Below are 23,693 nucleotides of genomic sequence, written 5' to 3'. Positions count from 1 at the left end.
ACTTTGTAATGATGTTTCCTTTAAAAATTAAATACTCGAGCAATTATAACGGCAGGAAGTTGTGGCCATTTTTGTTAGTAAAGCAAAAGGAATATGCAAAGGACTTTGTTGTTATGAATCAGGAACATATTCATGCGGCACAGCAGAAAAAGCTTTTAGGTTTGCTTTTTTATATAAGGTACACCATGGATTATTTGATTCAGTTTTTAAAAGTTAAAAACCACCATAAGGCTTATAGGGATATCGTCCTTGAAAGAGAAGCTTTTGCCAATGAAGCAGATCTCAATGATCTAAATAACCGAAAGTTGTGGTCGTTTTTGAAGTTTTACAGTAAAAAGTATGTGTATGAATAGGCTTTTTACACCAAAGGATTCTGTTAATCAAAAGTTCAAATCTTTTCCAGATTCAGAAATTGAGGTGGACATAAAGAGAGAAGACTTGCTCCACAAACAGGTTTCAGGGAATAAGTTGCGCAAACTCAAATACAATCTTCTTGAGGCTCAAAATCAAGGTAGGCAAACTATTCTGACGTATGGCGGTGCTTTTTCTAACCATATCGCAGCAACTGCAGCAGCAGGAAAACTTCTGGGTTTACATACTATAGGGGTGATACGTGGAGAAGAGTTAGCTAAGGATCTGGAAAAGACATTTGCTTATAACAGCACTTTAAAAAACGCCCATGAAAATGGTATGCAGCTTCATTTTGTTTCAAGGGAAGCCTACCGAGAGAAAGACACTAAAGCATTTCAGCTGCAGATGGAAGCTATTTTTGGCTCGTACTACCACATTCCAGAAGGTGGAACAAACAGTCTTGCGGTACGAGGAACGGAAGAAATTCTCACAGAATACGATACCACCTATTACCATATGATTTGCGTAGCTGCTGGGACTGGCGGTACAGCTGCTGGAATTATCAACAGTGCTTCACCACATCAAAAAATTATTGTTTTTTCTGCTTTAAAAGGAGATTTTATAAAAAAAGAGATAGAACAATATACCCTCAGAAGGGATTTTGAGGTGGTGAATGAAACGACTTTTGGCGGTTATGCAAAGTCTGATGATCGGTTAATTGATTATATGAATACTCGCTTTCGCGAAAGCGTAACTATAGAAAACCCTTATGGAATCCCATTAGAACCTATTTATACTGCAAAAATGATGTACGGCATAGAACAAATGGTTGAAAGTGGCGTTATCAAAGGTAAAACTCGTATTTTAGCTGTCCATACTGGCGGTCTGCAATCCATCGTTGGATATAATAAAATGCTAGAAAAAAAACGACGCCTTAAGCTTAGTTATGAAAATCAATTTTAGACTCCTTTGTTCCTTGCTATTAGCTGGAATGTTTTTGGTCTCTTGCGGCTCTAAGAAGCACGTTAGAACAACCAAGCAAAAATCAAAAAGAACCACAACGACTCCTAAAGCACCAGTAGTTTCACAGGAAGAGGATAAGGTTACCATTACAACAACATCAACACGCAGTACAGATAAGGTTGCCAACTATGTGGAGGATTTTAAAGATGTTGCTATTCAAGAAATGAAACTTTATAAAATCCCGGCAAGTATTACTCTTGCACAAGGAATTCTAGAAAGCGGTTCTGGTAGTGGAAGACTAGCTGTAGAAGCAAATAATCATTTTGGAATCAAGTGTCATACGGGATGGATCGGTGGACGTATCTATCATGACGATGATGAAGCTCAGGAATGCTTTCGAACGTATAATGATGCGAGTTATTCTTATAGAGATCACTCTTTGTTTCTAAAAGACCGCAGCCGTTATGCAGGACTTTTTGAATTAGAAAAAGACGACTACAAAGGTTGGGCAAACGGCTTGAGAGAAGCTGGTTATGCAACTGATAAAAGGTATCCTGAAAAATTGATCAGTCTTATTGAACGGTACGAGTTGTATCAATATGATAATATCGCTTTGGGTAAGTCCGTTGATGAGAGACCTAGAGTCATAGAGGAAGTAAAAGAAAAAAATACGACTAGTTATAATAAGGAATACGTTGTCGAAAAGGGAGATACCTTATACAGGATTTCAAAAAAATACGCCATCACTATTGAACAACTTAAAAAGCTCAATAGACTAAAATCAGACGAGTTAAACATAGGCCAAGTGCTTATTGTTGAATAATTAATCCATTTTCATGTCATTTATTTACCAAAGAAGTAGTGCGCTTTTTCAAGAAGCAAAAATATATATCCCTGGAGGGGTGAACTCTCCAGTAAGAGCTTTTAATGCCGTAGGGGGTGACCCTGTTTTTGTAGAAAGCGCAAAAGGTGCGTATTTACAAACAGAAGACGGTCATCAAATTATAGATTACATCGCCTCATGGGGGCCTATGATTTTAGGTCATGCTTTTGAGCCTGTTGTAGAGGCCGTGATCAACGCAACAAAAAAAGGTACTTCTTATGGAATGCCTACCGCTATTGAAACAGAAATTGCAAAACTCGCCCTTTCTATGGTTCCTAACGTGGATCAAATCAGAATGGTGAATTCTGGTACAGAGGCTTGCATGAGTGCCGTAAGACTTGCTAGAGGTTATACCGGGCGAGACAAGATCATAAAATTTGCTGGATGTTACCACGGTCATAGTGATTCCTTTTTGATTCAAGCGGGTAGTGGTGCAGTGACTTTTGGTAGTCCTAATAGTCCTGGCGTGACTCCAGGTACTGCAAAAGACACCTTACTGGCACCCTATAATAACTTAGATCAGGTAGCTGATATATTTAAGAAAAACAAAGGGGAGATTGCCTGTGTAATTATAGAACCTATTGCTGGAAACATGGGGTGTATCCCACCCCAAGAAGGTTTCTTAGAAGGCATCAGATCGTTGTGCGATGAAAACGGCGCTTTATTTATTTTTGATGAAGTAATGACTGGTTTTAGACTGGCTCAAGGGGGTGCACAAGAAACTACTGGTGTAAAAGCAGATATAGTTACGTATGGTAAGGTGATAGGCGGCGGACTGCCTGTAGGGGCGTTTGCTGCTCGTCAAGAAATAATGAACCACCTGGCTCCATTAGGACCAGTGTATCAAGCAGGAACCTTAAGCGGGAATCCGCTGGCGATGAGTGCTGGTCTAGCGATGTTGTCTCATTTGAAAAATCATCCTGAAGTTTTTGATAGCTTAGCTGCTAAAACCGAGTACCTCCATAAAGGAATAGACAGCGTACTTTCTGAAAAAGGAATTGATTACCAGATCAATCGTTATGGATCGATGATGTCGGTACATTTCACAGATCAAGAAGTAGTTGATTTTGCTAGTGCAGCAACTGGTAATAACGACTGGTTTAAGAAGTTCTTTCACGGCTTGCTAGAGCGAGGTATTTATTTACCACCTAGTGCTTTTGAATCCTATTTCTTAAATGATGCCTTGAGTTATGAAGATCTCGATAAAACTATTGAGGCCAGTAGGGAAGTGGTAGCAAAGTGGTAATCCTATAATGGTGTGCGCTATAAGCATTGCAAAATTGCTGTAGCGAACTAACCGGGAAACTCACTCCTTTTAAGACAGCTGAAATGAAAACATAAAAAAAACCGTTCTTTATTCAAGAACGGTTTTTTTATTTAGGAGCCCCCTTTTTATTTAGGACTTATACTGCTTTGAAGTAAGTTGAATTTTGATTCCCCTAATAATTTTTTCATCAGCTCTTGGTAGTTATTCATGATATCGTTACGTCGTCCTTGATAATCTTGGGCTTCGTTTCCTTCACGATCGAGACGTATCAATAGCATTTCTTTAGTAGCAACTATTTCTTTAAGTTCTGAGTGTTTCTTTTTGTCCAGCTTTGTGATCTCAACAATCGCAGCCACTTTAGTATCTATTTTTTCATTAAATGCTTGAACTCTTGCACTCGTATTTTTACTCAATTCTTGTTGTGAATTGCTTATTTCCTGTTGAGCAAAAGATAAAGATCCTGCAAGGATCGCAACTATAAAAAGTAATTTCTTCATGATCTTATTTGTTATAATTTTTAAAAGTAAGGATTTAATTGGATACCGAGAGCTCATTTTGACTTTTCTTTCCCCCTCAAATTATTCAAGATATGATAGATTTTATGAAATCGTAGCGTTGTAATGATCAGATTCCATGAAAGGGGCAAAAGGGATTCTAAATAAAATGCTGGCTTCAATTAAGAAACCAGCATGTATTAATTTAATAGCTATACGTTAATGGGTGTTTGTTATAAGTAATCAGGCTACCTAGGATTTCTTCTTTCACCTCTTCTGTTTTTCCCGCCTTTAATTTTTGCTCTTTTAGCCATCATTTTCTCCCAACTCTTATATTGATCTGCATTTAAAATGCTTTTCATTTCACGCTTCACGGAGATCCTCTTGTCGAGCATGGTTTCCATTCTTGTAAGCTTTTCAAGATCGTTAAGTTGCGCTCTATCTTTCTTGTTCATTTTATGAGTCTGGCGTTCTTTTGCGTTGACTAATAACAGTTGTTCAACTCTTGCTTGTTGCTTAGCATCGAGATCTAAAGCTAAGGTCATTTTTTTAGACTGAATAGAGGCTACTTGTTCTGGATTGCGATCTCTTTTAGCGTCTTGTGCCTGCGAAATTCCTACCGCTAGGAGGCTCATTAAAAACAAAATCTTTTTCATGTGTTTGTATTTTATGTTACCATTCTATGACCTGACATTTTAGTTATGGTTTCATTTAGGGCAAAAAAAACCTGCTTATCAGTGATGATAAGCAGGTTTTTAACTGTTGTAGTGGGGATTAAGCAACCTCCACAAAAAGCCCTTCATCTGTTTTAGAAACTTTAGCTGCTTTTTTGCCGGTCAGTCCTTTGATAGATTTATCCCATTTCTTATTACTTAATCCAGTTTGATCTTTTAATGCGTTCAATTCGATTTTTCCTGACTTAGAAAGCAAATCAAAAACCAATTGTTCCTCTTCATTAAGCTCTATTGAAATAGTGTTTTCTGGCTTCATCTGTGGGAAGAACAGCACTTCTTGAATCGATGGATTATTAGTTAAATACATGATCAATCTATCCATTCCTATTCCCAATCCAGAAGTAGGAGGCATACCGTATTCCAGTGCTCTTAAGAAGTCTTGATCGATAAACATCGCCTCGTCATCACCACGATCGGCAAGGGCAAGTTGGGTTTCAAAACGCTCTCTTTGTTCTATAGGATCGTTTAGCTCTGAATAAGCATTTGCGATTTCCTTACCACAAACCATTAATTCAAAACGCTCGGTTAATTCTGGATTATCTCGGTGTTGCTTACATAAGGGAGACATTTCTTTAGGATAATCTGTGATAAAAGTAGGCTGTATGTAGTTGCCTTCACATTTCTCTCCAAAGATCTCATCGATTAACTTTCCTTTCCCCATGGTAGCGTTGACTTCTATTCCTTCCGCTTTCGCGAAAGCGAACAACTCTTCCTCATTTTTCCCATCAATATCAAAACCTGTGAAATCAATAATCGACTGGCGCATGGTTACTCTCGGGTAAGGTGCTTTCCATTCAATTGTGTGTTCTCCAAATTGGCTGGTAGTTGCTCCATTCACACTCACCGCACAATGCTCCAAAAGCTCTTCTGTAAAGTCCATCATCCAGTTGTAGTCTTTATAGGCTACATATATTTCCATAGCTGTAAATTCTGGATTGTGCGTGCGATCCATCCCTTCGTTACGGAAGTTTTTACTGAATTCATAGACACCGTCAAAACCACCTACGATCAATCTTTTTAAGTACAACTCATTTGCAATACGCATATAAAGCGGCATGTCCAGCGAGTTGTGGTGCGTGATAAATGGTCTTGCTGCAGCTCCACCAGGAATAGGTTGTAGGATAGGCGTTTCTACTTCAAAATATTCACGGTCGTTAAAAAACGAACGCATCGCATTAAAAAGCTTGGTTCTTTTAATAAACACTTCCTTCACATGTGGGTTTACGACAAGATCTGCATAGCGCTGTCGGTAGCGCATTTCAGGATCGTTAAATTCGTCATACTTCTTTCCTTCGGCATTTGTTTTAGGGAGTGGTAAAGGTTTTAGGGCTTTACTCAATAAGGTATATTCCTTAATGTTGACTGTAATCTCTCCTACTTGAGTTGTAAAAAGCTCTCCTTTGATCCCTATAAAGTCTCCAAGGTCAAGTAACTTTTTAAACACATCATTGTACATGGATTTATCTTCTCCAGGACAAATCTCGTCGCGGTTAAAATAAACTTGAATACGTCCATCGGCATCTTGAATTTCTCCAAAAGAAGCTTTTCCCTGTATCTTCTTACGCATCAAACGTCCAGCAATAACTACCTGTTTACCTTCTTTGAAATCTGCTTTTATCTTTTTAGAGGTAGAGTCTACTGGATAAAGTGCGGCTGGATAAGGGTCTATTCCCATCTCACGCAGCTTGCCGAGTTTCTCACGGCGTACGATTTCTTGTTCAGAAAGTTGCATATTGTTTCTTTGAATTAAGCTTGCAAAGATAACTTGGTTAAATGGTGTAACAAAATGGTTTTAATACAGTCCTATTTTAAGTTATCAGTCGCCGTTTTAATAAATGAAGCAAATAAAGTTTTTAGTACTTCTAAAACTTTATTTTGTAAGTTGCGACTGCAAATTACAATCGATTAACCACTAACAAGTAACTAGAGTATGAGCGTCTGGCGTGTTATCCTTTCCATTATTTTCCCGCCACTAGCCGTCATAGGCAAAGGCTGCGGTTCTATAATTATTGTTTTTATACTTACCCTATTAGGCTGGATTCCTGGTGTGATTGCTGCATTGATTATTTTGAATAATCCAGATAGGTAAATCCCACACTTTCTTTAAGGTAAACTGACTTCTTACTTTTACCTTTGTAACATGAACAAAAAAGTAAATTTCCAGGATCTAGGTCGCAAGGATTACAAAGAAACTTGGGATTATCAAGAACAGCTTTTTAAGACTGTTCTAGATACTAAAATCAAAAACAGACGAGAGGATGCTGGACTGGAAACTTCCAACCATTTACTTTTTGTAGAACACGATCATGTTTATACCCTAGGTAAAAGTGGCGACCTTGAAAATTTACTAGCAAATGAAGCTCTATTGGAAAAAATAGGAGCTACTTTTTACAAGATCAATCGCGGTGGTGATATTACCTATCACGGGCCAGGTCAGATTACTGGTTATCCTATTCTAGATCTGGATAATTTCTTTACCGATATTCACAAATACCTTCGTTTTCTAGAAGAAATCTTTATTAAAATCTTAGCTGACTATGGCCTTAAAGGAGAACGTAGCGATGGAGAAACTGGCGTTTGGTTGGATCCAGGAACACCCTTTGCTCGTAAGATTTGTGCATTGGGAGTACGCGCAAGTCGCTGGGTGACTATGCATGGCTTTGCCTTTAATGTGAATACCAATTTGGGCTATTTTGATCATATCATTCCATGTGGTATTGATGATAAAGCGGTCACCTCACTAGCTGCGGAACTCAAAAGAGAGGTAGACCTAGAAGAAGTGAAATCTAAAATCAAAAGGTACTTTGCAGAGCTTTTTGAGGCAGAGTTGGTTTAAGTCGTTGCTAATTGTTGGGATTAAATGCTTTCATTTATGCAGACTATATGGATACCTAATCTGTAGATCACAACTTAATTTTAGCAGCTGATACCATAATCGTGATTGATAAAAGTTGACGGGTTTTTTTATGCAGAGTTTGATCAAGTCTTGATTCTTTATTTTTATCGCTTTCGCGAAAGCGAAGCTTCCCAATAGATCATTCAACAACACATAGCTTTATATGCCTTATTATCAGTTAGATAATCTTTATTTAGAATCATTCTATATATTTTATCAATGATTTTGAGTCTTGGTATCAATAATAACAATTGTTAAAGTCAGGCCTTATGTTTATTTATTCTAAATAAGCGTTTTAAATTTGCATCCGAATTTAAAACTCTATTTATAATTACTCTAAATAAATGAAAAACATACTAAGTCTCATTGTTATAATTGCAAGTATTCAATTATTACAATCCCAAAATGAACAACCGACAGATTCTGTTGAAAATCTAAAAGTGATTCACCTCAAGCCTAATTCTTTAATAGGAAGTAAATTTGAAGCTCAAAATAGAACAGGATCTTCTTATTATATGTCGCAAACAGATCTGACTAAATTTAATTATACCGATGTGAACAGAGCTTTACTCTCTATTCCGGGTGTAAACGTTACCGAAGAGGACGGTTTTGGATTGCGACCTAATATCTCCTTAAGAGGTACACAAGCAGAGCGATCTTCAAAAATCACCTTGATGGAAGATGGGGTACTTATCGCACCAGCACCATACTCATCACCTGCAGCTTATTATTTCCCTAATGTAGCTCGCATGGAAGCTATAGAAGTATTAAAGGGTAGCAGTCAGGTGCAATATGGACCTTTTACCACTGGTGGGGCCATCAACTTTGTGTCTAGCTCCATTCCTGACGAGTTAAATGGGTATGCTCGAATGAGTATGGGTAATTTTAATTCGAGACAGACAGAACTTCGTATTGGTGATAGTGGAGAACAATGGGGTTATATGGTAGATTTTCTCAACTTTAGTAGTGATGGTTTTAAAAGTCTAGATAATGGTGGGAACACCGGTTTTGACCGCAACGATTATAGTGCAAAATTAAGTTACAGGTCAAAGGCGTCTGCAAAAATTCAGCAATCGTTGACTTTAAAGTTGCAGTACAGCGAAGGCTTAGATAATGAGACTTATTTAGGTCTTTCGGATGCAGATTTTGAAACAAATCCATACAGAAGGTATCTAGGTAGTGCAGCAGATAATATTGTCACTGAGCACGATCAAATTCAATTGACACACCTTATCACACCTGCTCAGAATATTATTGTTCAAACCACTGCCTATTCTAATAACTTTAAAAGAAACTGGTATAAACTCGATTATGTGAATACAGGAAATGGTGCTACATCTCTTAATAACATACTTACAGACCCTACTACTTATGCAAGCGAGTACAATGCTATTTCTAGTGGGCAAGATACTGCCGAAGATGTTTTAGGAGTAAAAGCAAACAATCGAGTGTATTACTCTAGAGGAGTTCAATCTAAAGTGAATATAAGATTCGGTAACGATATATTGAGTGATTTAGAATTAGGCGTGCGTTACCATACCGATCAAGAAGATCGCTATCAATGGGTGGATTTATTCGGTGTAGAAAATGGTCAACTCACTCGAACTTCTCCAGCTACTAGAGGAACAGATGCCAATCGTGTATCAGATGCTGAGGCGATTGCTTTTCATGCCCTCTACAAAGCAAGTTTTGGTAAGTTAACATTAACTCCAGGTTTGAGATATGAAGACATTACACTTACTAGAGATAATTACGGAAGTAATGATCCTGGTCGTACTGGTGCCAACTTGAGCTCTCGGGAAAACAGCGTTAATGTGTTTATTCCTGGGATAGGAGCAAATTACCGTATCAATAATTTATGGTCTTTCTTTGGAGGTGTTCACAAAGGATTTTCCCCTCCAGGAAGTGCTCCTGATGTAGACGCTGAAGAAAGTGTCAACTATGAATTAGGATCTCGTTTTCTGATAGGCGGTTTAAGAGGAGAGACTACGGTATTTTTTAATGACTATAGCAATTTATTAGGAAGTGATCTTGCTGCTAGTGGTGGAGGGGGAACTACAGATATGTTCAACGCTGGAGAAGTAAATGTCGCTGGAATAGAGGTAAGTTTTTCTTATGATCTACTCGAGGGTAACAGTAATTGGTCCTTACCCCTAACCTTAAACTACACTCATACACAAACCGAATTTCAAAATGCTTTTGAAAGCAACGTTTATGGAGAGGTAGCAATAGGAGATAAAATTCCATATATAGCAGAAAATCAATGGAACTTTCTTGCAGGTCTTTCCCACTCAAAATTTGATATCAATGCCAATGCTAGATTTGTAGGGGAAATGAGAACTGTCGCGGGGTCAGGTAATACGATAGCTTCAGAAAGGGTAGATAGTAACTTTATAATTGATGTCTCTGGAAGGTATCATTTTAATAAAAACCTTACCGGTACGTTAAACATGATCAATGTGTTGGATAATGAATATGCCGTATCTAGACAGCCAGCAGGCTTGAGGCCTGGACACCCATTCGGTATCAACGCTGGATTAATAGCTAGGTTTTAATTTTTAGATTTTCAAGAAGTATTTTATCTTTAGCCCTCATAATAAAGATACCAACATGGGAAAATTTGAAGTTTATAAAAACAAGTCAGAAGAATACCGCTTTAGATTAAAAGCAAGTAATGGGCAAAATATATTAGCTAGTGAAGGTTATAAAACTAAAGCATCTCGCGATAATGGAATCGAGTCGGTTCGTAAGAATTCGCAAGCGGAGAAGCGCTATACTAAAGGAGTGAGTACTTCTGGGAAGCCTTATTTTAACCTTACTGCGACTAATGGTCAAGTCATAGGAAAAAGCGAAATGTACGAGTCAGAAAGCGCTCGTGATAACGGCATACAAAGCGTTATGAAAAATGCGCCAGATGCTGAAGTGGTCGACTCTTAGAAATAGATTGCATTCTATAAAAAAATCCCTTTTCAAGTTATTGAAAAGGGATTTTTTTGATTTATTTCATATCCAGAAATTAATTCAACGTCAAGCCGTTGCAAAACGGCTCCGCTTTAATTGATCTCAAGAATTAGTTTTCAAATTCAAATTCAAGTTCGAGTTCGAGTTCAAGTTCGAATTCAAGTTCAACTTCAACTTCCTTTCCTCGCCTTGACCTCAAACAAACTAGGACTCAAACCGTCTTTGATATAATAAAGTCCGTCTTCTTTTTGTTCCATATCAGGAAATACGTCATAAGGACTGCCATCATGTTCTGCAAATAATTCTAGAGTTAGACCTGCCTCAAGTAAGGACTGGATCACCTCGCTTAGAGAATGGTTCCATCCGTACTCTTTAGATATCATTTTTGAATTAGGATCTGCATAGGTGCCGGGATATTCATCGTAGATGGCTTCGTTTTGCGAATAATGGTATGTTAAAATAGGTTTTTCTTCACTGTAGTCAAACATCCATAAAATAGGATGGAACTCTACCATATAAAAAACGCCGCCAGGTTGTAATCTTTGGGCTATCATTTGCGCCCAAGGTTTTAAATCTGGCAACCAGCCTATGCTGCCATAACTGGTAAAAACAATGTCAAATTGCTCTTTCACATGTTGCGAAGTCTCCAAAACATTACAGCACACAAAGTCGACTGGGATTTCTAATTCGATGCTTAGTTTTTTTCCTAACTCGATGGCTTTATCAGAGATGTCCACAGCGGTTACTTGTGCGCCTTTATTTGCCCAACTCAAGGAATCTTGTCCGAAGTGGCATTGCAAGTGCAGTAAACTCTTGTCGGTTACCTCTCCAAGGGTGTTGATCTCGTAAGAATTTAATGAGTTTTTCGCTTTCGCGAAAGCTTGCTTATCATAAAATTTACTTTCATAATGAATACCTGTTTTGGTATTCCAAGTTTCTTTATTGAGCTCAAATGCTTTTTGTAAATCCATACAGCAATTTAATAAAGTTTAAACATTTCAAAAACCGCATGCGAAAGGGTTTTGTTTTATCTTTGAAGATATAAGTTAAACAAATGAAACACATCGGCCTTGAAGAACTTCAGAATTATGAACGTATTTATCGGGGCAACTTGGTGAACAGTATCACTGGATTTAAAAGCGCTAATTTACTGGCGACTCGATCAAAAGAGGGTGTGGATAATGTTGCTGTTTTTAGTAGTGTGACTCATTTAGGGAGCAATCCAGCGCTATTTAGTTTTGTGCAAAGACCCTTGGGACATGGTGTAGGTCATACGTATTACAACCTTAAAGAAACGGGTAAGATCACACTCAATCACTTACCTCAATCCTTGATAGATCACGCACATCAATCCAGTTCCAAATACGATGCTTCTATTTCGGAATTTGAGAAGCTAGCTATTGAAAAGATAGAAAGAGATGGGTTTTCAACGCCTTTTGTAAAAGATGCTCCGGTGCAACTCGCAGCAGAATATGTGAATGAATATTACTTAGAAGAAAACAATTGTATACTGGTGATTTGTAAAATTACCGATATCTTTTTGAATGAAAATCACTTGGCAGAAGATGGTTGGGTAGATTTAGGAAAAGCTGGAACGGTCACTATAAATGGTTTGGACGGTTACGCTCTCGCCAAAGTAGAAAAGAGACTCAGCTATGCTCAAGTAGGTAAAGATCTGGAAGAAATCTCTATGAAAACAGGGAAGGAGGAGTGAACTTGAATTTGAACTTGAACTTGAACTCGAACTCGAACTTGAACTCGAAAATGGAACAAGACGCCCAATTCATTCGGCGTAATAAAAAAACGCTGTGAGGCGACAGAACAATTTATAGAGGCAGAATTCATTCTGCCTTCTTGAAATCGAAATCGAACTTGAACTCGAACTCGAAAATGAAACAAAAGCCGAATTCATTCTGCCTCCCTGAACTTGAACTCGAACTTGAAAATGGAACAAGACGCCCAATTCATTCGGCGTAATAAAAGAAGGTTGCAGGGGCAGTATTTCTTCTGCACTTAGAAGATAATTTTAAAAAGCTATAGAGAAATTATATAGCAAAGCCGTTTTGCAACGGCTTGACTAGTAAAAGAGGTTTGCGTTAATGCGGAAAATGTTATGAAACAAAAAGCACGGAATCAACATCAGTTACCTGCCAAGGTTTGTCCAGTTTGTGACCGCGAATTTACCTGGCGCAAAAAGTGGGAAAAGAATTGGGAAACCGTCAAGTACTGCAGTAAGAAATGCAGTTCAAATAAATAAGCCGAATTCATTCGGCGCCATAAAAAAAAACGCCTTGAGGCGTCAGAATAAATTCAAAGAGGCAGAATTCATTCTGCCTTCTGCAGCAAAAAATGCAGTTCAAATAAATGATTTGACGATGTGGTAATTTGATAATGCTAGTTGGAGCGATAGTCGAAAACGTTTATTGATTTGATGATTTGAAATTAAAAACTAGTTAAAATGAAATTGGTTCAAGATCAGGTAAGCCGAATTCATTCGGCGTCATAAAAGAACGCCGTGGGGCGTCAGAATAATTTCACAGAGGCAGAATTCATTCTGCCTTCTTGAAATCGAAATCGAACTTGAAATCGAAATTGAAAATGGAACAAGACGCCGAATTCGTTCGGCGTAATAAAAGAAGGTTGCAGGCGACAAAAGAAACTTACAGGGATAAAATTCATTCTGCCCTTTGAAGATGGTTTTAAACGACCATCGAGACAGCATATAGCGAAGCCGTTCTTTAGCGGCTTGACAAAAAAGAACAATATGAACAACCTAGTTTGGTTTAGAAATGATTTAAGAGTAGCAGATAATCAAAGCTTAAAAGCGGCTTGTGAGATGGAGGGCGATGTCATTGGGGTGTACTGTTTCGATCCTAATTTTTACGAAAAAAGCAGTTTTGATTTAGAGTTCGAGATGCCTTTTGGTAAAACAGGCAAATACCGCGCTCAGTTTATTAGGGAAGCCTTAGAGGATTTACGCGCCCATCTTGAAAAGCACGGTATTCCGCTTTTAGTCTTTCACGCCACACCAGCTGAAGTACTTCCAGAATTGATAGAGAAGCACGATATATCCAACATTTTTCTTCAAAAGGAATGGACTCGTGACGAGTTGAAACAAGAAGAGGAATTGGGTAAGGCGATAGAAAGCGCTGGATTAAAAGATAAAGTAAAAGGGCATCGTTTTTACGACCAGTTTTTGTACCACCCAGATGAAGTTCCTTTTGAGACTTGGAAGCAAGTGCCTAAAGTCTTTACAGAATTCCGTAAAAAATGCGAAAAGCTTGCTAAAGTTAGAGCACTTGTAGACATTACCGGTTACTCGCAAGGTGCACCAGTAGTAGAGCAAACCACTATCCCAACTCTCACAGAATTAGGATTAGAAGAGTTTGCAAAGGACAGTCGAAGTGCTTTTCCTTGGGACGGTGGTGAAACAGCAGTATGGGAACGTCTGGATCATTATTTCTGGCAAACGAAGAAACTACAATATTATAAACAGACCAGAAACGGCCTGATAGGTATCGATTACAGCAGTAAGTTTAGTGCATGGCTTGCGATAGGTTGTATATCTGCGAGGCAAATTTATTGGGAAGTAGCCCGATTTGAAAAAGAAATTAAGAAAAATCAAGATACCTACTGGCTTGTTTTTGAATTGGTATGGCGTGACTTTTTTAAGTATGTGTCCTTAAAGCACAAGGATCAAATATTTCAGATAGGAGGGATTTTACAAAACGATTACGAGTGGAAATCCAATGATCGCGAACTCAAAAAATGGATAGCAGGGGAAACGCACGAGCCTTTTGTAAACGCAAATATGAAAGAACTCGCTGCTACTGGATTTATGAGCAATCGCGGCAGACAGAATGTGGCAAGCTATTGGTCGATGCACAAAGAACAAGATTGGCGTATCGGAGCTGCTTATTTTGAGCACATTCTTATCGATTATGATGTACATTCTAATTACGGCAACTGGATGTATAACAGCGGTGTAGGTAACGACCCAAGAAATAGAACATTTAACATACAATTTCAAGCGAGCCGTTATGATGCTGATGGCAAGTTTCAACAGTTGTGGTTGCAACAAGGGCTGTTTTAGATGAAATGGAACCTGAATTCGAACTTGAATTCGAACTCGAACTCGAAAATGAAACAAGACGCCGAATTCATTCGGCTTCATAAAAGATTGCCGTGAGGCGATAGAATAATTTCACAGGGGTAGCATTCATTCTGCCTTTTTGAAATTGAACCTGAAATGGAAATTGAATTCGAACTTGAATTCGAACTCGAACTCGAAGTCGAAAATGAGACAAGACGCCGAATTTATTCGGCTTCATAAAAAAAACGCCGCGAGGCGACAGAATAATTTCACAGGGGTAGCATTCATTCTGCCTTTTTGAAATTGAACCTGAAATGGAAATTGAATTCGAACTCGAAGTCGAAGTCGAAAATGAAACAAGACGCTGAATTTATTCGGCTTCATAAAAGATTGCCGTGAGGCGATAGAATAATTTCACAAGGGTAGCATTCATTCTGCCTTTTTGAAATTGAACCTGAAATGGAAATTGAATTCGAACTTGAATTCGAACTCGAACTCGAAGTCGAAAATGAGACAAGACGCCGAATTTATTCGGCTTCATAAAAGATTGCCGTGAGGCGATAGAATAATTTCACAGGGGTAGCATTCATTCTGCCTTTTTGAAATTGAACCTGAAATGGAAATTGAATTTGAACTTGAATTCGAACTCGAACTCGAAGTCGAAAATGAGACAAGACGCCGAATTTATTCGGCTTCATAAAAGATTGCCGTGAGGCGATAGAATAATTTCACAGGGGTAGCATTCATTCTGCCATTTGACAAATGATTAAGCGAAGCCGTTATGCAACGGCTTGACACCATAAAAAGATTTCCGCCTGCGTGCGGTTGCCATTTGGAGAACACCATAAAAAGATTTCTGCCTGCGCGGAAATTAAATACAACATATGAAAACACTGAGATTAGTACTGGGCGATCAACTCAATCATAAACATTCCTGGTTCAATGGGGATCAAGAGAATGTGACTTATTTTATGGCAGAGATGCGTCAAGAGACTGATTACGTTACGCATCACATACAGAAAGTAGTGGCGTTTTTTATGGCGATGCGTGGTTTTGATTCTTGGATAAAAGAGAGAGGCTGTAATAGTATCTATTATAATCTTGATGATAAAAAAAACACTCAGGATCTCGTAAAGAATCTACAGCAACTCATCAAAGAGCAGGATATTGAAAAGTTTGAATACCTCGCTCCAGATGAATGGCGACTGGATCAACAATTAAAAACATTTTGTAAGTCGCTGGATATAGAATGGCAAGCTTATGATACCGAGCATTTCTTCACTAAGAGAAATGATGTAAAAAAGTTTTTTGAAGGTAAAAAACGCTGGACCATGGAATATTTCTACCGCGATATGCGTAAGAAGTACCATATCATGATAGAAGGCGATAAGGAGCCCGAAGGTGGTAAATGGAATTACGATCATAGCAACCGCAATAAATGGGATGAAAAGACGGCTATCCCTCCTGAATACGGATTTAGAAAAGAGGTCACTGAAATTACGGACTTGCTGGAAAAGGAAGGAGTGAAAACCATAGGTCGAATCGATGCTTCTAATTTTAACTGGCCCACTACTCGGCAAGAAGGATTAGACGTGTTGAATTATTTCTGTGAGCATTTGCTTATTCATTTTGGCGATTTTCAAGACGCCATGCATACGGATCAAGACTACCTGTTTCATTCTAGATTGAGCTTTGCGATGAATTGCAAACTCCTTTCTCCTATGGAAGTTATAGAGGCTGTTTTGTCTCGCTTTCGCGAAAGCGGAACACCACCAATAGATATCTCCCAAGTAGAGGGATTTATAAGACAAATTTTAGGCTGGCGCGAATTCATGCGGGGGATTTACTGGAGTGAAATGCCTGGTTACCAGATGAAAAATGCTTTAGAAAATAGAAACAAACTTCCAGAATTCTACTGGACGGGAGACACTAAAATGAATTGTCTAAAACATTCCATTAACAACTCGCTAGACAATGCTTATGCGCATCACATTCAGCGATTGATGGTCACCGGTAATTATGCACTACTCACTATGACAGACCCAAGTTATGTGGACGAGTGGTATTTGGGGATTTACATCGACGCCATAGAATGGGTAGAAATCACCAATACCAGAGGCATGTCTCAATGGGCAGATGGAGGGATTGTTGCTACCAAACCATATGTTTCTAGCGGTAGTTACATCAATAAAATGAGTAACTATTGCAAAGGTTGTGCGTACAAAGTAACTAAAAAGAAGGCCGAAGAAGACGCTTGTCCATTCAACTCCTTATATTGGAATTTTCTAGCAGAAAAAGAAGCGTATTTGAAGAACAACCAGCGTATGAACATGATGATGGCATTGCTGCGCAAGATGGATCCAGAATTATTGAACAAACACCGTCAACGTGCTCAAAAGGTGATCGATTCTCCAGAAGACTTTTAATTTGTTTTATCCAATCACCAAAGTTATGGATTTATAAAATTTGGTGTTGTAGAGGCAAGATACGATTGGACTATTGTAGTTAAATGGTTTAGTAATTTTAAGGCGTCATTTTATTCTTGCACTTAATAAGAATAATAAAGCCTGTCAAAGCAATAATTACTTTAACAGGCCTTATATTATAAGTATTCTAGCTTACTTACTCCACTTCAAAAGTAAAACTCACTTCTGCATCGGTCTCGCCGCCAGCACCAATTAAAGTGTTGTCATTAGGTTTTATAGGTTCATGACGCAATACTAGGATTAGCGTTCCCGTTCCTATAGCGCCAGTTTGGAAGGTGGTTAATACCCCTAGCGGATTTCCATTAACATCCACATCTGTTTTTGTAATCGTAAGATCGGTAATGCTAGAGGTGTAAAAAACCTCATGTTCATTTGATTCTTCAATTACTTCTTCAGTAATGTCTTCAGATGGTGCTATAGATTCATTTAGGAAACGCACTGCGCCTAGATAAGTACTGTTAGCATTTACAGTTCCTGTAATAGTAATCACTGGGTCGTCAGGACCTTCACCATCTATGTCGACTGATTTCAATAAGACCACATTAGTGGCATCAGCGGAGTTGGTGAGTTCTAATTCTACCGTAGTGATCAGTTCTTCTTCATTGATAATGGTAACGGCATCGTCATCTGTACAAGAGGTCATAAATAGCAAAGCAATAATGCTTAAAAAAGGGATGGATGTTTTCATTGTTTTCATTGTTGTTTTTCTTGTTTTCATTGTTGTTTTTTAAAAGTTATAGATAATTTGTAATTGAATGTCTCGACCTACTTCGTCAGCATAGAAACGTTGTCGGTTGAGGTAATTGCGGTACTGGGTATTAAATAAATTGTTGGAGCTAAGGTTGACTTTGGTATTCGCTTTCGCGAAAGCGTAACTCACCCCAGCATTCCATAAACTATAGGCTTCGGGTGGTTCAGAAATTTCAACGAGTACAGTTTCTAGCATACCCTGATCATTAGGGATATCTACAGTGTAATCAAAGTCTGGAAACCTGTTTTGCATTAATACGGTTTGATTTGCAACGTGGAAATCAATGTTAGAATCCAAAACATTAAACCAAGTAACTTGGTTTTGAAATTGCAAAGGAGGCATGTCTATTAGAGGTAAATCGTTAGAAGAATTCGTTCCATGAATGTAGGAGAAATTGGTTTCTAAGCGAACCAGCTTTTCCATTTTATAAATCATTTCATTAGGATTGGTTTTCATCTCCTCAGCAGTTTTTTTAGTCCAGAAATCATAAGTAGCATGTAGATCTATTCCATATAATCTAGCGTTAATTTGCTCGTATTGAAACACTGGAAACGCTCCACGTATAGTTGTTTCTAGTCCATTAGGAACCAGCTGTATAAAGTCATTTACAAAGTTGATATATGGATTGATTTCAAAATCTAGATCGCCTTCATTCCCATGAAAAGTAGCATTTACTTTATAGGACTGTTCCTTTTTCAAGTCCAGTCTTCCCAGCTCAATAGTTGCTAGGGCATGGTGCAACCCATCGCTGAATAGTTCACTAGGATTAGGAGCTCGGTTAGCACTACTCAAATTTATAGCTAGATCGTAATGCGTATCTAACAAGTATTTTGCGCCAGCGGTAAAAGCAAATAAATCGTATTGGAATTCTGGATTGGTCATAATTTGATTTCCTTGTTCGCTTATTTCAAAGGCAGCAAATTGCTCGTCATAACCCAAATCTTCCCAGCGGCTTTGCAAGTAGAATTTGGTCGCATTGATATCATAACGATCGTATCTCAAGCCTGCGTCCAACACCCATTTTTCAGATGGTTCGTGTGTCAGACTGGCAAAGGCACCTATTTTATTTGCATCATAATCTGGAATCAATCTTCTCACACCGGTCTCAGCATTGGGTCTGTTCAGTTGGTTCATATAATCTATTCCGGCTTCATAGGTGGTCTTTTCAAAAGCATCTGCTACAGCATATACACTTATGTTTTGAGTTTGCAGGTCGATGTCTAGAGAAGCCAGACCCACATTTGCACCACGCCTGATGTCAAATTCCTTGCGGTTATTGAACTGAAAGGAATAGTCCATACTCAATTTACCTAATCCAGCAAATCGTTTAAAAGCATTGAATTGCAACCCATGATGAGCCACTTGTTGTTTTGGGGCGTCTATATCATAAGTAAAGTCATTGATAATGAGTGGTTGCCTAGAGTTGATGCTGCGCACTAAATCGCTTGCGCTTCCTATATGGGACGCTCTTAAGATTCCTATGTCGCTATTGTAGAAGGAATATTTAGCACTTGCTCCATACTCAAATGTTTTGAACCCTACTCCCAGATTTACAGCAGCTGTTTCACTTCCTGTATTACTCAATACATAGTCTGGTGCTTCAAAATCACCCAGCTTTTTATAGGTAAGCGTTGCTTGCTGGTACCATCCAGATGCACGATAATTATTAATGGTCGTTGTTGCGCTACCGCCACGACCATTGGTCTGTCCTTGTAGTATTGCATGTCCTCTTATGGTATCTTTTGAAATGACACGAGCAGGTTCTATAAGAATAGTACCGCCTATAGCATCCCCTCCGTATCTCAATGCACTGGCTCCTTTGATGATTTGGATGTTGCTAGCGGTATTGATATCTATATTAGGCGCATGTTCAACTCCCCATTCTTGATCTTGTTGTCGCAACCCATCATTTACGATAGCTACACGGCTTCCATAAAGACCATGTATAATAGGTTTTACAACACTATTCCCTGTTTTTAAGGAGCTTACCCCTGGGACTGTTGCTAGTGCATCACCTAAAGAGGCACCGCTGTATTGCTGAATTTTTTCGGCATTAATTCTGGTGCTCGATTGTGTGCTGGCATGATTATCATGAACGTCTGCAAGTACTTTTACTGTTTCTAATTCGCTGATATGATGCTCTAAAGAGATATCCAGTGTCCTATTTTGATCTATTTCAAATTTTGTTCTCTTGGTCTCACAATCGTAATGGGATACGCTGATGTCATAAGTGCCCGGGCAGAGACCGCTGATTTCATAAGAGCCATCTGCTTTTGAGATATACGTCTTTTGTAATTGAACCACATAAATTTGTGCCAATTCCAAAGGTTTTGAATCGTGAAAATCTATTATTTTTCCTTGGAGCACAAGATTGCATTCTTGTGCATTGCTGAAGCTAAAACTGAGAAATACAGCTATAGCGACGAGTTGTTTAGTACGCATGTTTGAAATTTAAATGATTGCTAGGTGTTGGGGCGAGAAGCCCACTTTATAGGAAGCAATAACTATGTAGATTAAAAAGAAGGGATAAATAATTGGAGTTGTTCTTCTACCAAATAACTGATAAAAATAAAGTGGAGCTTTAGCTGTGCTTTAATTTTTAAGTAAATAAGAGTGAAAAAGAAACGAATTATAGGCGACCTTTAATTTAAATAGTGTCCATTGAAAATGGCGGTGGTCGTGTGGTATGTATAATGGATTGGGATTCCGCTTTCGCGAAAGCGAGATCAACAACAATATTCTCCTTTATGCTAACAAGTGCAATAGAATCAAATTCTACTGCAGCAGATAAGTCAAAAGATTGTGTTTGAAAATTCTGAGCAACTATACATATAGCACATTCCGTACTGTCTTCATCATGAGAGAATTCATGGACGACAGAGATTTGTGCTGCTGTAAATAACAACAACAAAAAAGAAGCGATAATGGATTTGCGTATAGCCACGGTCAAATATAAACAGATGTCGTCTTAAAAAACTCTAAAATTTTACAAAAAGAAATTCCAGACCATCCCAAAACGTATACTAAAGTCCCGATAGGGATTGCGCGGTGCACTAAAATAATCGGTATTGCTGGCAAAAAGCTGGTTGGCATGTTCCAGTTTAAAGAAGATTCTGGTCTGTCTGATTTTTGCATTTACAAAAAGGTCTATCATCGGGAAACCACCAAGATTCTCTGTGTTTTGACTGTAAAACTCTCCCAAAACTGGATCGTATCCATCCATGTGATATGCAGTAAAATACTTTGCTGTGATTCCTGTCTGAAGTAACAAGGCGTTTTTAAAGAATCTGTTTTTGTAGTAGAAGGTACTGCGCGCTGTCAGGTCGGGTACGTTGATGATGTCATCGGTTTGTGTAACTTGTTGATACATCAGCGTATTATCAAGTCCAAAGTACCTCAAAAAGCTAATGTCTTTATTGAGTTTAATTTTGAGATAGGTAATATCTCCACTGGCCTGGAGTGGTAAAGCGTTGTAGCCAGTTATTTCATTATTGGTATTGGTAACCAGGCTTTGTGCAAAATACACATGATCTTGTAGGGTGGTAAAAGTCACTTGAGCGTTGACATATTTCTCAGAATCGATGAGGAAGCTTAGTTCTTGTTTTTCGATGTTGTTAAAGCTGTTTTGCCAGTTGTAGTTGAGGTAATCGCTTTGATGAAGTGTAAAGATAAAATCTGGTGCGCGAGAACTGATCGCTAGTCCAGCTTTTACAGCAACATCCTTAAATTTATAGGAAGCTTGGCCAGTGATGAACTGTCCATTCAGGTCTCCTGCGATATTCACACCACCATTTGCCGTAACATCAAATTTACCGATGCGCTTTTCAAAGGCTGCTTTGAATTGATACAATTCTCCTATAAGTCGGTTATTGATGACCCCGCTGTTTTGATTGATCAATCTATCGTAGCCGTAGTTGTACTTATGTCTAGCAACTCCAGCTTTATAAAACCCTAACAAATGATGGTCATAAGAAACGCCAGCTTCTATCATTCCCTCCTCAAGATTTGTTTTGTCTTGTAGATTAGAAGAAATATAAGCGTCACCTAGAAAGTCTTCGTCAGCACTGGTTTGAGAAAATTGGTAATATTTATCTTCGTAATAGGCTTTGTTATAAATGCGACCACTGTAATAAGAAGTGCTGTCTTTTTCTCCTATAATTTCATAATCGTGGTCTATATAAAATCTTTTCCCGTCCAGAAGGCTTTGGGCATCGGTGAGGTTGGGCTCTAGTCTTCCTCTGTTTTGAAAATTGGCCTCGTCATCTATAAAGCCTTGTAAAGAAGCTGCTTCTAGACCGCCGTTTTCTTCATTTAAATGATCTTGAAAAACGCTGTGAACTCTCAGTCGATAGGCTTTGTCTTTGGAGGTGTAATTGGAGGTGAATTTAAAATTACCAGAACTGGTCAAGGTGTTGACGTAGTTACCTGCGCTGCGCACTCCTTTATAGCTGATAGAGAAATTGAATTGAGGCGACAAGTTAGTTGTAAATAATGCTTCTAATTGCTGTCCTTGATTCACTACCGTTTTAAAATATAAATCTGTCAAAGGAGTAGGTACGTAGTAGTCAAAAACATCGTCGATCTCATAATAATTTTGATGTCTAGCTCGAGATCCTAGTCGGGGAGAAAGAAGATCTAGGTCAAAACTTTTACCCAACTCGTTATAAGGTTGTCCAACGTTATGAAAGGGCATGAGTTCAAAATCGTCTTGACGCAGGTAGTTGAATTTAAAATCCTTTGCCATGGTAAGTGTGGTGTCCAGATAAGTGGTATCGCGTTTTTGGGAGATGATCAGGTAATCTGTAATAGGTGGTTTTTCTCCAGCTACAGTTACTTCCTTGTTGCTAATAGATCTGTTTTGATCGTTTCTATCACCTTTTTGCAAGGGCGGTTTTTCCTTTTGCGCCAAAAGGGCCAGCGGCATCAAAAAAAATAAAAATAAAAATTGTTTCATAAACAGTACGGCATACAGAGTTCAAAAGTAATACCTATTTTAATCATAAAAGGACGAATAAGAAACGAAGTTGCTTTTTTGATGCCCGAAGCGGTGAATACGTTTCATAGAACCGGCTATGGAAAGTATAAAGAGCAACTTACAACGAAAAAGAAACAAGTGTAGAGGCCTCAAATGATCTTTATGATTGGTATCTTGATTTAAACGATTTTAAATTGCTGCTATTATGTACTTTTGAAAATGCTTTTGAATCAGATTCATAAAGGAATAGTAGAATGCGGTACAGACGAGGCTGGTCGAGGCTGTCTTTGTGGACCAGTAACTGCTGCTGCTGTAATTTTACCGCTGGATTTTAAATCTGAATTGTTAGACGATAGTAAGAAGCTTTCGCGAAAGCGCAGGTATGAACTCAGGACCTTGATCGAAGAGCAAGCGCTGGATTACCATGTGTCGCATGTGATGATGGAAAAAATAGATGAGATCAATATTTTGCAAGCCAGTATTCTTGCCATGCATCAGGCCATAGATGGATTAACCATACGTCCAGAGCACATCGCTGTGGATGGTAATAAGTTTAATTCCTATCGAGAAACACCAGCAACTACGGTGATAAAAGGAGATGGAAAGTATTTGCACATCGCAGCGGCTTCGGTTCTTGCAAAAACCTATAGAGATGATTTTATGTCGCGCATTGCACAGGAACATCCAGAGTACAGTTGGGAAAAAAATCAAGGTTACCCTACTAAGAAACACCGGGAAGCGATAAGAAAACACGGTGCAACACCTTATCATCGCATGACTTTTAAATTACTTCCAGATCCGTTGATATCAGACTTATAAGTTGTTCGTATTTATATCGT

Annotated in this window: 21 protein-coding genes; 13 read left to right on the top strand and 8 right to left on the bottom strand. The window is 38.5% G+C overall.

The window, feature by feature from the left end:
* Positions 1–8 precede the first annotated feature (8 nt).
* The 4 genes from CW736_RS00850 to hemL are packed head-to-tail and all read left to right on the top strand — an operon-like array spanning position 9 to position 3,443.
* Complete coding sequence (locus CW736_RS00850) at positions 9–353, top strand: hypothetical protein (protein WP_232735374.1); 345 nt, start codon at positions 9–11, stop codon at positions 351–353.
* Positions 346–1,314, top strand: a complete 969-nt coding sequence (locus CW736_RS00845; protein WP_101012119.1) for a 1-aminocyclopropane-1-carboxylate deaminase/D-cysteine desulfhydrase — start codon at positions 346–348, stop codon at positions 1,312–1,314. Before CW736_RS00850 ends, CW736_RS00845 begins: the two co-directional genes overlap by 8 nt.
* The gene (locus CW736_RS00840) at positions 1,298–2,137 is read left to right on the top strand and encodes a glucosaminidase domain-containing protein (RefSeq protein ID WP_101012118.1); all 840 of its coding nucleotides are present in this window, start codon (positions 1,298–1,300) and stop codon (positions 2,135–2,137) included. Before CW736_RS00845 ends, CW736_RS00840 begins: the two co-directional genes overlap by 17 nt.
* A 13-nt stretch (positions 2,138–2,150) precedes the next feature.
* Complete coding sequence (gene hemL, locus CW736_RS00835) at positions 2,151–3,443, top strand: glutamate-1-semialdehyde 2,1-aminomutase (protein WP_101012117.1); 1,293 nt, start codon at positions 2,151–2,153, stop codon at positions 3,441–3,443.
* A gap of 146 nt (positions 3,444–3,589) precedes the next feature.
* On the opposite strand, the gene CW736_RS00830 is transcribed toward hemL, so the two are convergent.
* The 3 genes from CW736_RS00830 to lysS form a co-directional block, all read right to left on the bottom strand.
* The gene (locus CW736_RS00830) at positions 3,590–3,961 is read right to left on the bottom strand and encodes a hypothetical protein (RefSeq protein ID WP_101012116.1); all 372 of its coding nucleotides are present in this window, start codon (positions 3,959–3,961) and stop codon (positions 3,590–3,592) included.
* A gap of 245 nt (positions 3,962–4,206) precedes the next feature.
* On the bottom strand, positions 4,207–4,614 hold the full coding sequence (locus CW736_RS00825) for a hypothetical protein (protein ID WP_157810850.1): 408 nt from the start codon (positions 4,612–4,614) through the stop codon (positions 4,207–4,209).
* 118 nt (positions 4,615–4,732) lie between these two features.
* The gene (lysS, locus tag CW736_RS00820; protein WP_101012114.1) at positions 4,733–6,424 is read right to left on the bottom strand and encodes a lysine--tRNA ligase; all 1,692 of its coding nucleotides are present in this window, start codon (positions 6,422–6,424) and stop codon (positions 4,733–4,735) included.
* A 198-nt stretch (positions 6,425–6,622) separates the two neighbouring features.
* Between lysS and CW736_RS00815 the strand changes: the two genes are divergently transcribed.
* The 4 genes from CW736_RS00815 (at position 6,623) to CW736_RS00800 (ending at position 10,525) form a co-directional block, all read left to right on the top strand.
* On the top strand, positions 6,623–6,781 hold the full coding sequence (locus CW736_RS00815; protein WP_101012113.1) for a YqaE/Pmp3 family membrane protein: 159 nt from the start codon (positions 6,623–6,625) through the stop codon (positions 6,779–6,781).
* A 51-nt stretch (positions 6,782–6,832) separates the two neighbouring features.
* Positions 6,833–7,528, top strand: a complete 696-nt coding sequence (gene lipB, locus CW736_RS00810; RefSeq protein WP_101012112.1) for a lipoyl(octanoyl) transferase LipB — start codon at positions 6,833–6,835, stop codon at positions 7,526–7,528.
* A 404-nt stretch (positions 7,529–7,932) separates the two neighbouring features.
* On the top strand, positions 7,933–10,143 hold the full coding sequence (locus tag CW736_RS00805) for a TonB-dependent receptor family protein (protein ID WP_101012111.1): 2,211 nt from the start codon (positions 7,933–7,935) through the stop codon (positions 10,141–10,143).
* Positions 10,144–10,198: 55 nt separating this feature from the next.
* Positions 10,199–10,525, top strand: coding sequence for a YegP family protein (locus CW736_RS00800; protein WP_101012110.1), 327 nt, complete (start codon positions 10,199–10,201; stop codon positions 10,523–10,525).
* Between the two features lie 194 nt (positions 10,526–10,719).
* Here the strand turns inward: CW736_RS00800 and CW736_RS00795 are convergent, their stop codons facing one another.
* Positions 10,720–11,520, bottom strand: a complete 801-nt coding sequence (locus CW736_RS00795; RefSeq protein WP_101012109.1) for a class I SAM-dependent methyltransferase — start codon at positions 11,518–11,520, stop codon at positions 10,720–10,722.
* Positions 11,521–11,603: 83 nt separating this feature from the next.
* On the opposite strand from CW736_RS00795, the gene CW736_RS00790 reads away from it, so the two are divergent.
* The 4 genes from CW736_RS00790 to CW736_RS00775 all read left to right on the top strand — a co-directional run bounded on the left by CW736_RS00790 (position 11,604) and on the right by CW736_RS00775 (position 17,068).
* A complete protein-coding gene (locus CW736_RS00790; protein ID WP_101012108.1) occupies positions 11,604–12,263 on the top strand; it encodes a flavin reductase family protein in 660 nt (219 codons plus the stop codon).
* Positions 12,264–12,662: 399 nt separating this feature from the next.
* The gene (locus CW736_RS00785; protein WP_101012107.1) at positions 12,663–12,806 is read left to right on the top strand and encodes a DUF2256 domain-containing protein; all 144 of its coding nucleotides are present in this window, start codon (positions 12,663–12,665) and stop codon (positions 12,804–12,806) included.
* Positions 12,807–13,313: 507 nt separating this feature from the next.
* A complete protein-coding gene (locus CW736_RS00780) occupies positions 13,314–14,642 on the top strand; it encodes a DASH family cryptochrome (protein ID WP_101012106.1) in 1,329 nt (442 codons plus the stop codon).
* A gap of 884 nt (positions 14,643–15,526) precedes the next feature.
* On the top strand, positions 15,527–17,068 hold the full coding sequence (locus CW736_RS00775; RefSeq protein ID WP_101012105.1) for a cryptochrome/photolyase family protein: 1,542 nt from the start codon (positions 15,527–15,529) through the stop codon (positions 17,066–17,068).
* A 196-nt stretch (positions 17,069–17,264) separates the two neighbouring features.
* Here CW736_RS00775 and CW736_RS00770 read toward each other — a convergent pair whose 3' ends face one another.
* The 4 genes from CW736_RS00770 to CW736_RS00755 form a co-directional block, all read right to left on the bottom strand.
* Positions 17,265–17,846: a type 1 periplasmic binding fold superfamily protein gene (locus CW736_RS00770; RefSeq protein ID WP_101012104.1), complete on the bottom strand. Its 582-nt coding sequence runs from the start codon at positions 17,844–17,846 to the stop codon at positions 17,265–17,267.
* Positions 17,847–17,855: 9 nt separating this feature from the next.
* Positions 17,856–20,321 (bottom strand): TonB-dependent receptor, encoded by a 2,466-nt coding sequence (locus CW736_RS00765; RefSeq protein ID WP_101012103.1) that lies wholly within the window; start codon positions 20,319–20,321, stop codon positions 17,856–17,858.
* Positions 20,322–20,526: 205 nt separating this feature from the next.
* Entirely contained in the window at positions 20,527–20,823 is a 297-nt protein-coding gene (locus CW736_RS00760) for a hypothetical protein (RefSeq protein ID WP_157810849.1), read from the bottom strand.
* A gap of 42 nt (positions 20,824–20,865) precedes the next feature.
* Positions 20,866–22,833 carry a putative porin gene (locus CW736_RS00755; protein ID WP_101012101.1) on the bottom strand — a complete coding sequence of 656 codons (1,968 nt, stop codon included), beginning with the start codon at positions 22,831–22,833 and terminating at the stop codon, positions 20,866–20,868.
* A gap of 240 nt (positions 22,834–23,073) precedes the next feature.
* On the opposite strand from CW736_RS00755, the gene CW736_RS00750 reads away from it, so the two are divergent.
* Positions 23,074–23,673: a ribonuclease HII gene (locus CW736_RS00750; RefSeq protein ID WP_101012100.1), complete on the top strand. Its 600-nt coding sequence runs from the start codon at positions 23,074–23,076 to the stop codon at positions 23,671–23,673.
* Positions 23,674–23,693: the final 20 nt, after the last annotated feature.

This window comes from Nonlabens sp. MB-3u-79 (assembly GCF_002831625.1).
Lineage (GTDB): Bacteria > Bacteroidota > Bacteroidia > Flavobacteriales > Flavobacteriaceae > Nonlabens.
This window is presented reverse-complemented; position numbering and strand designations above follow the sequence as displayed.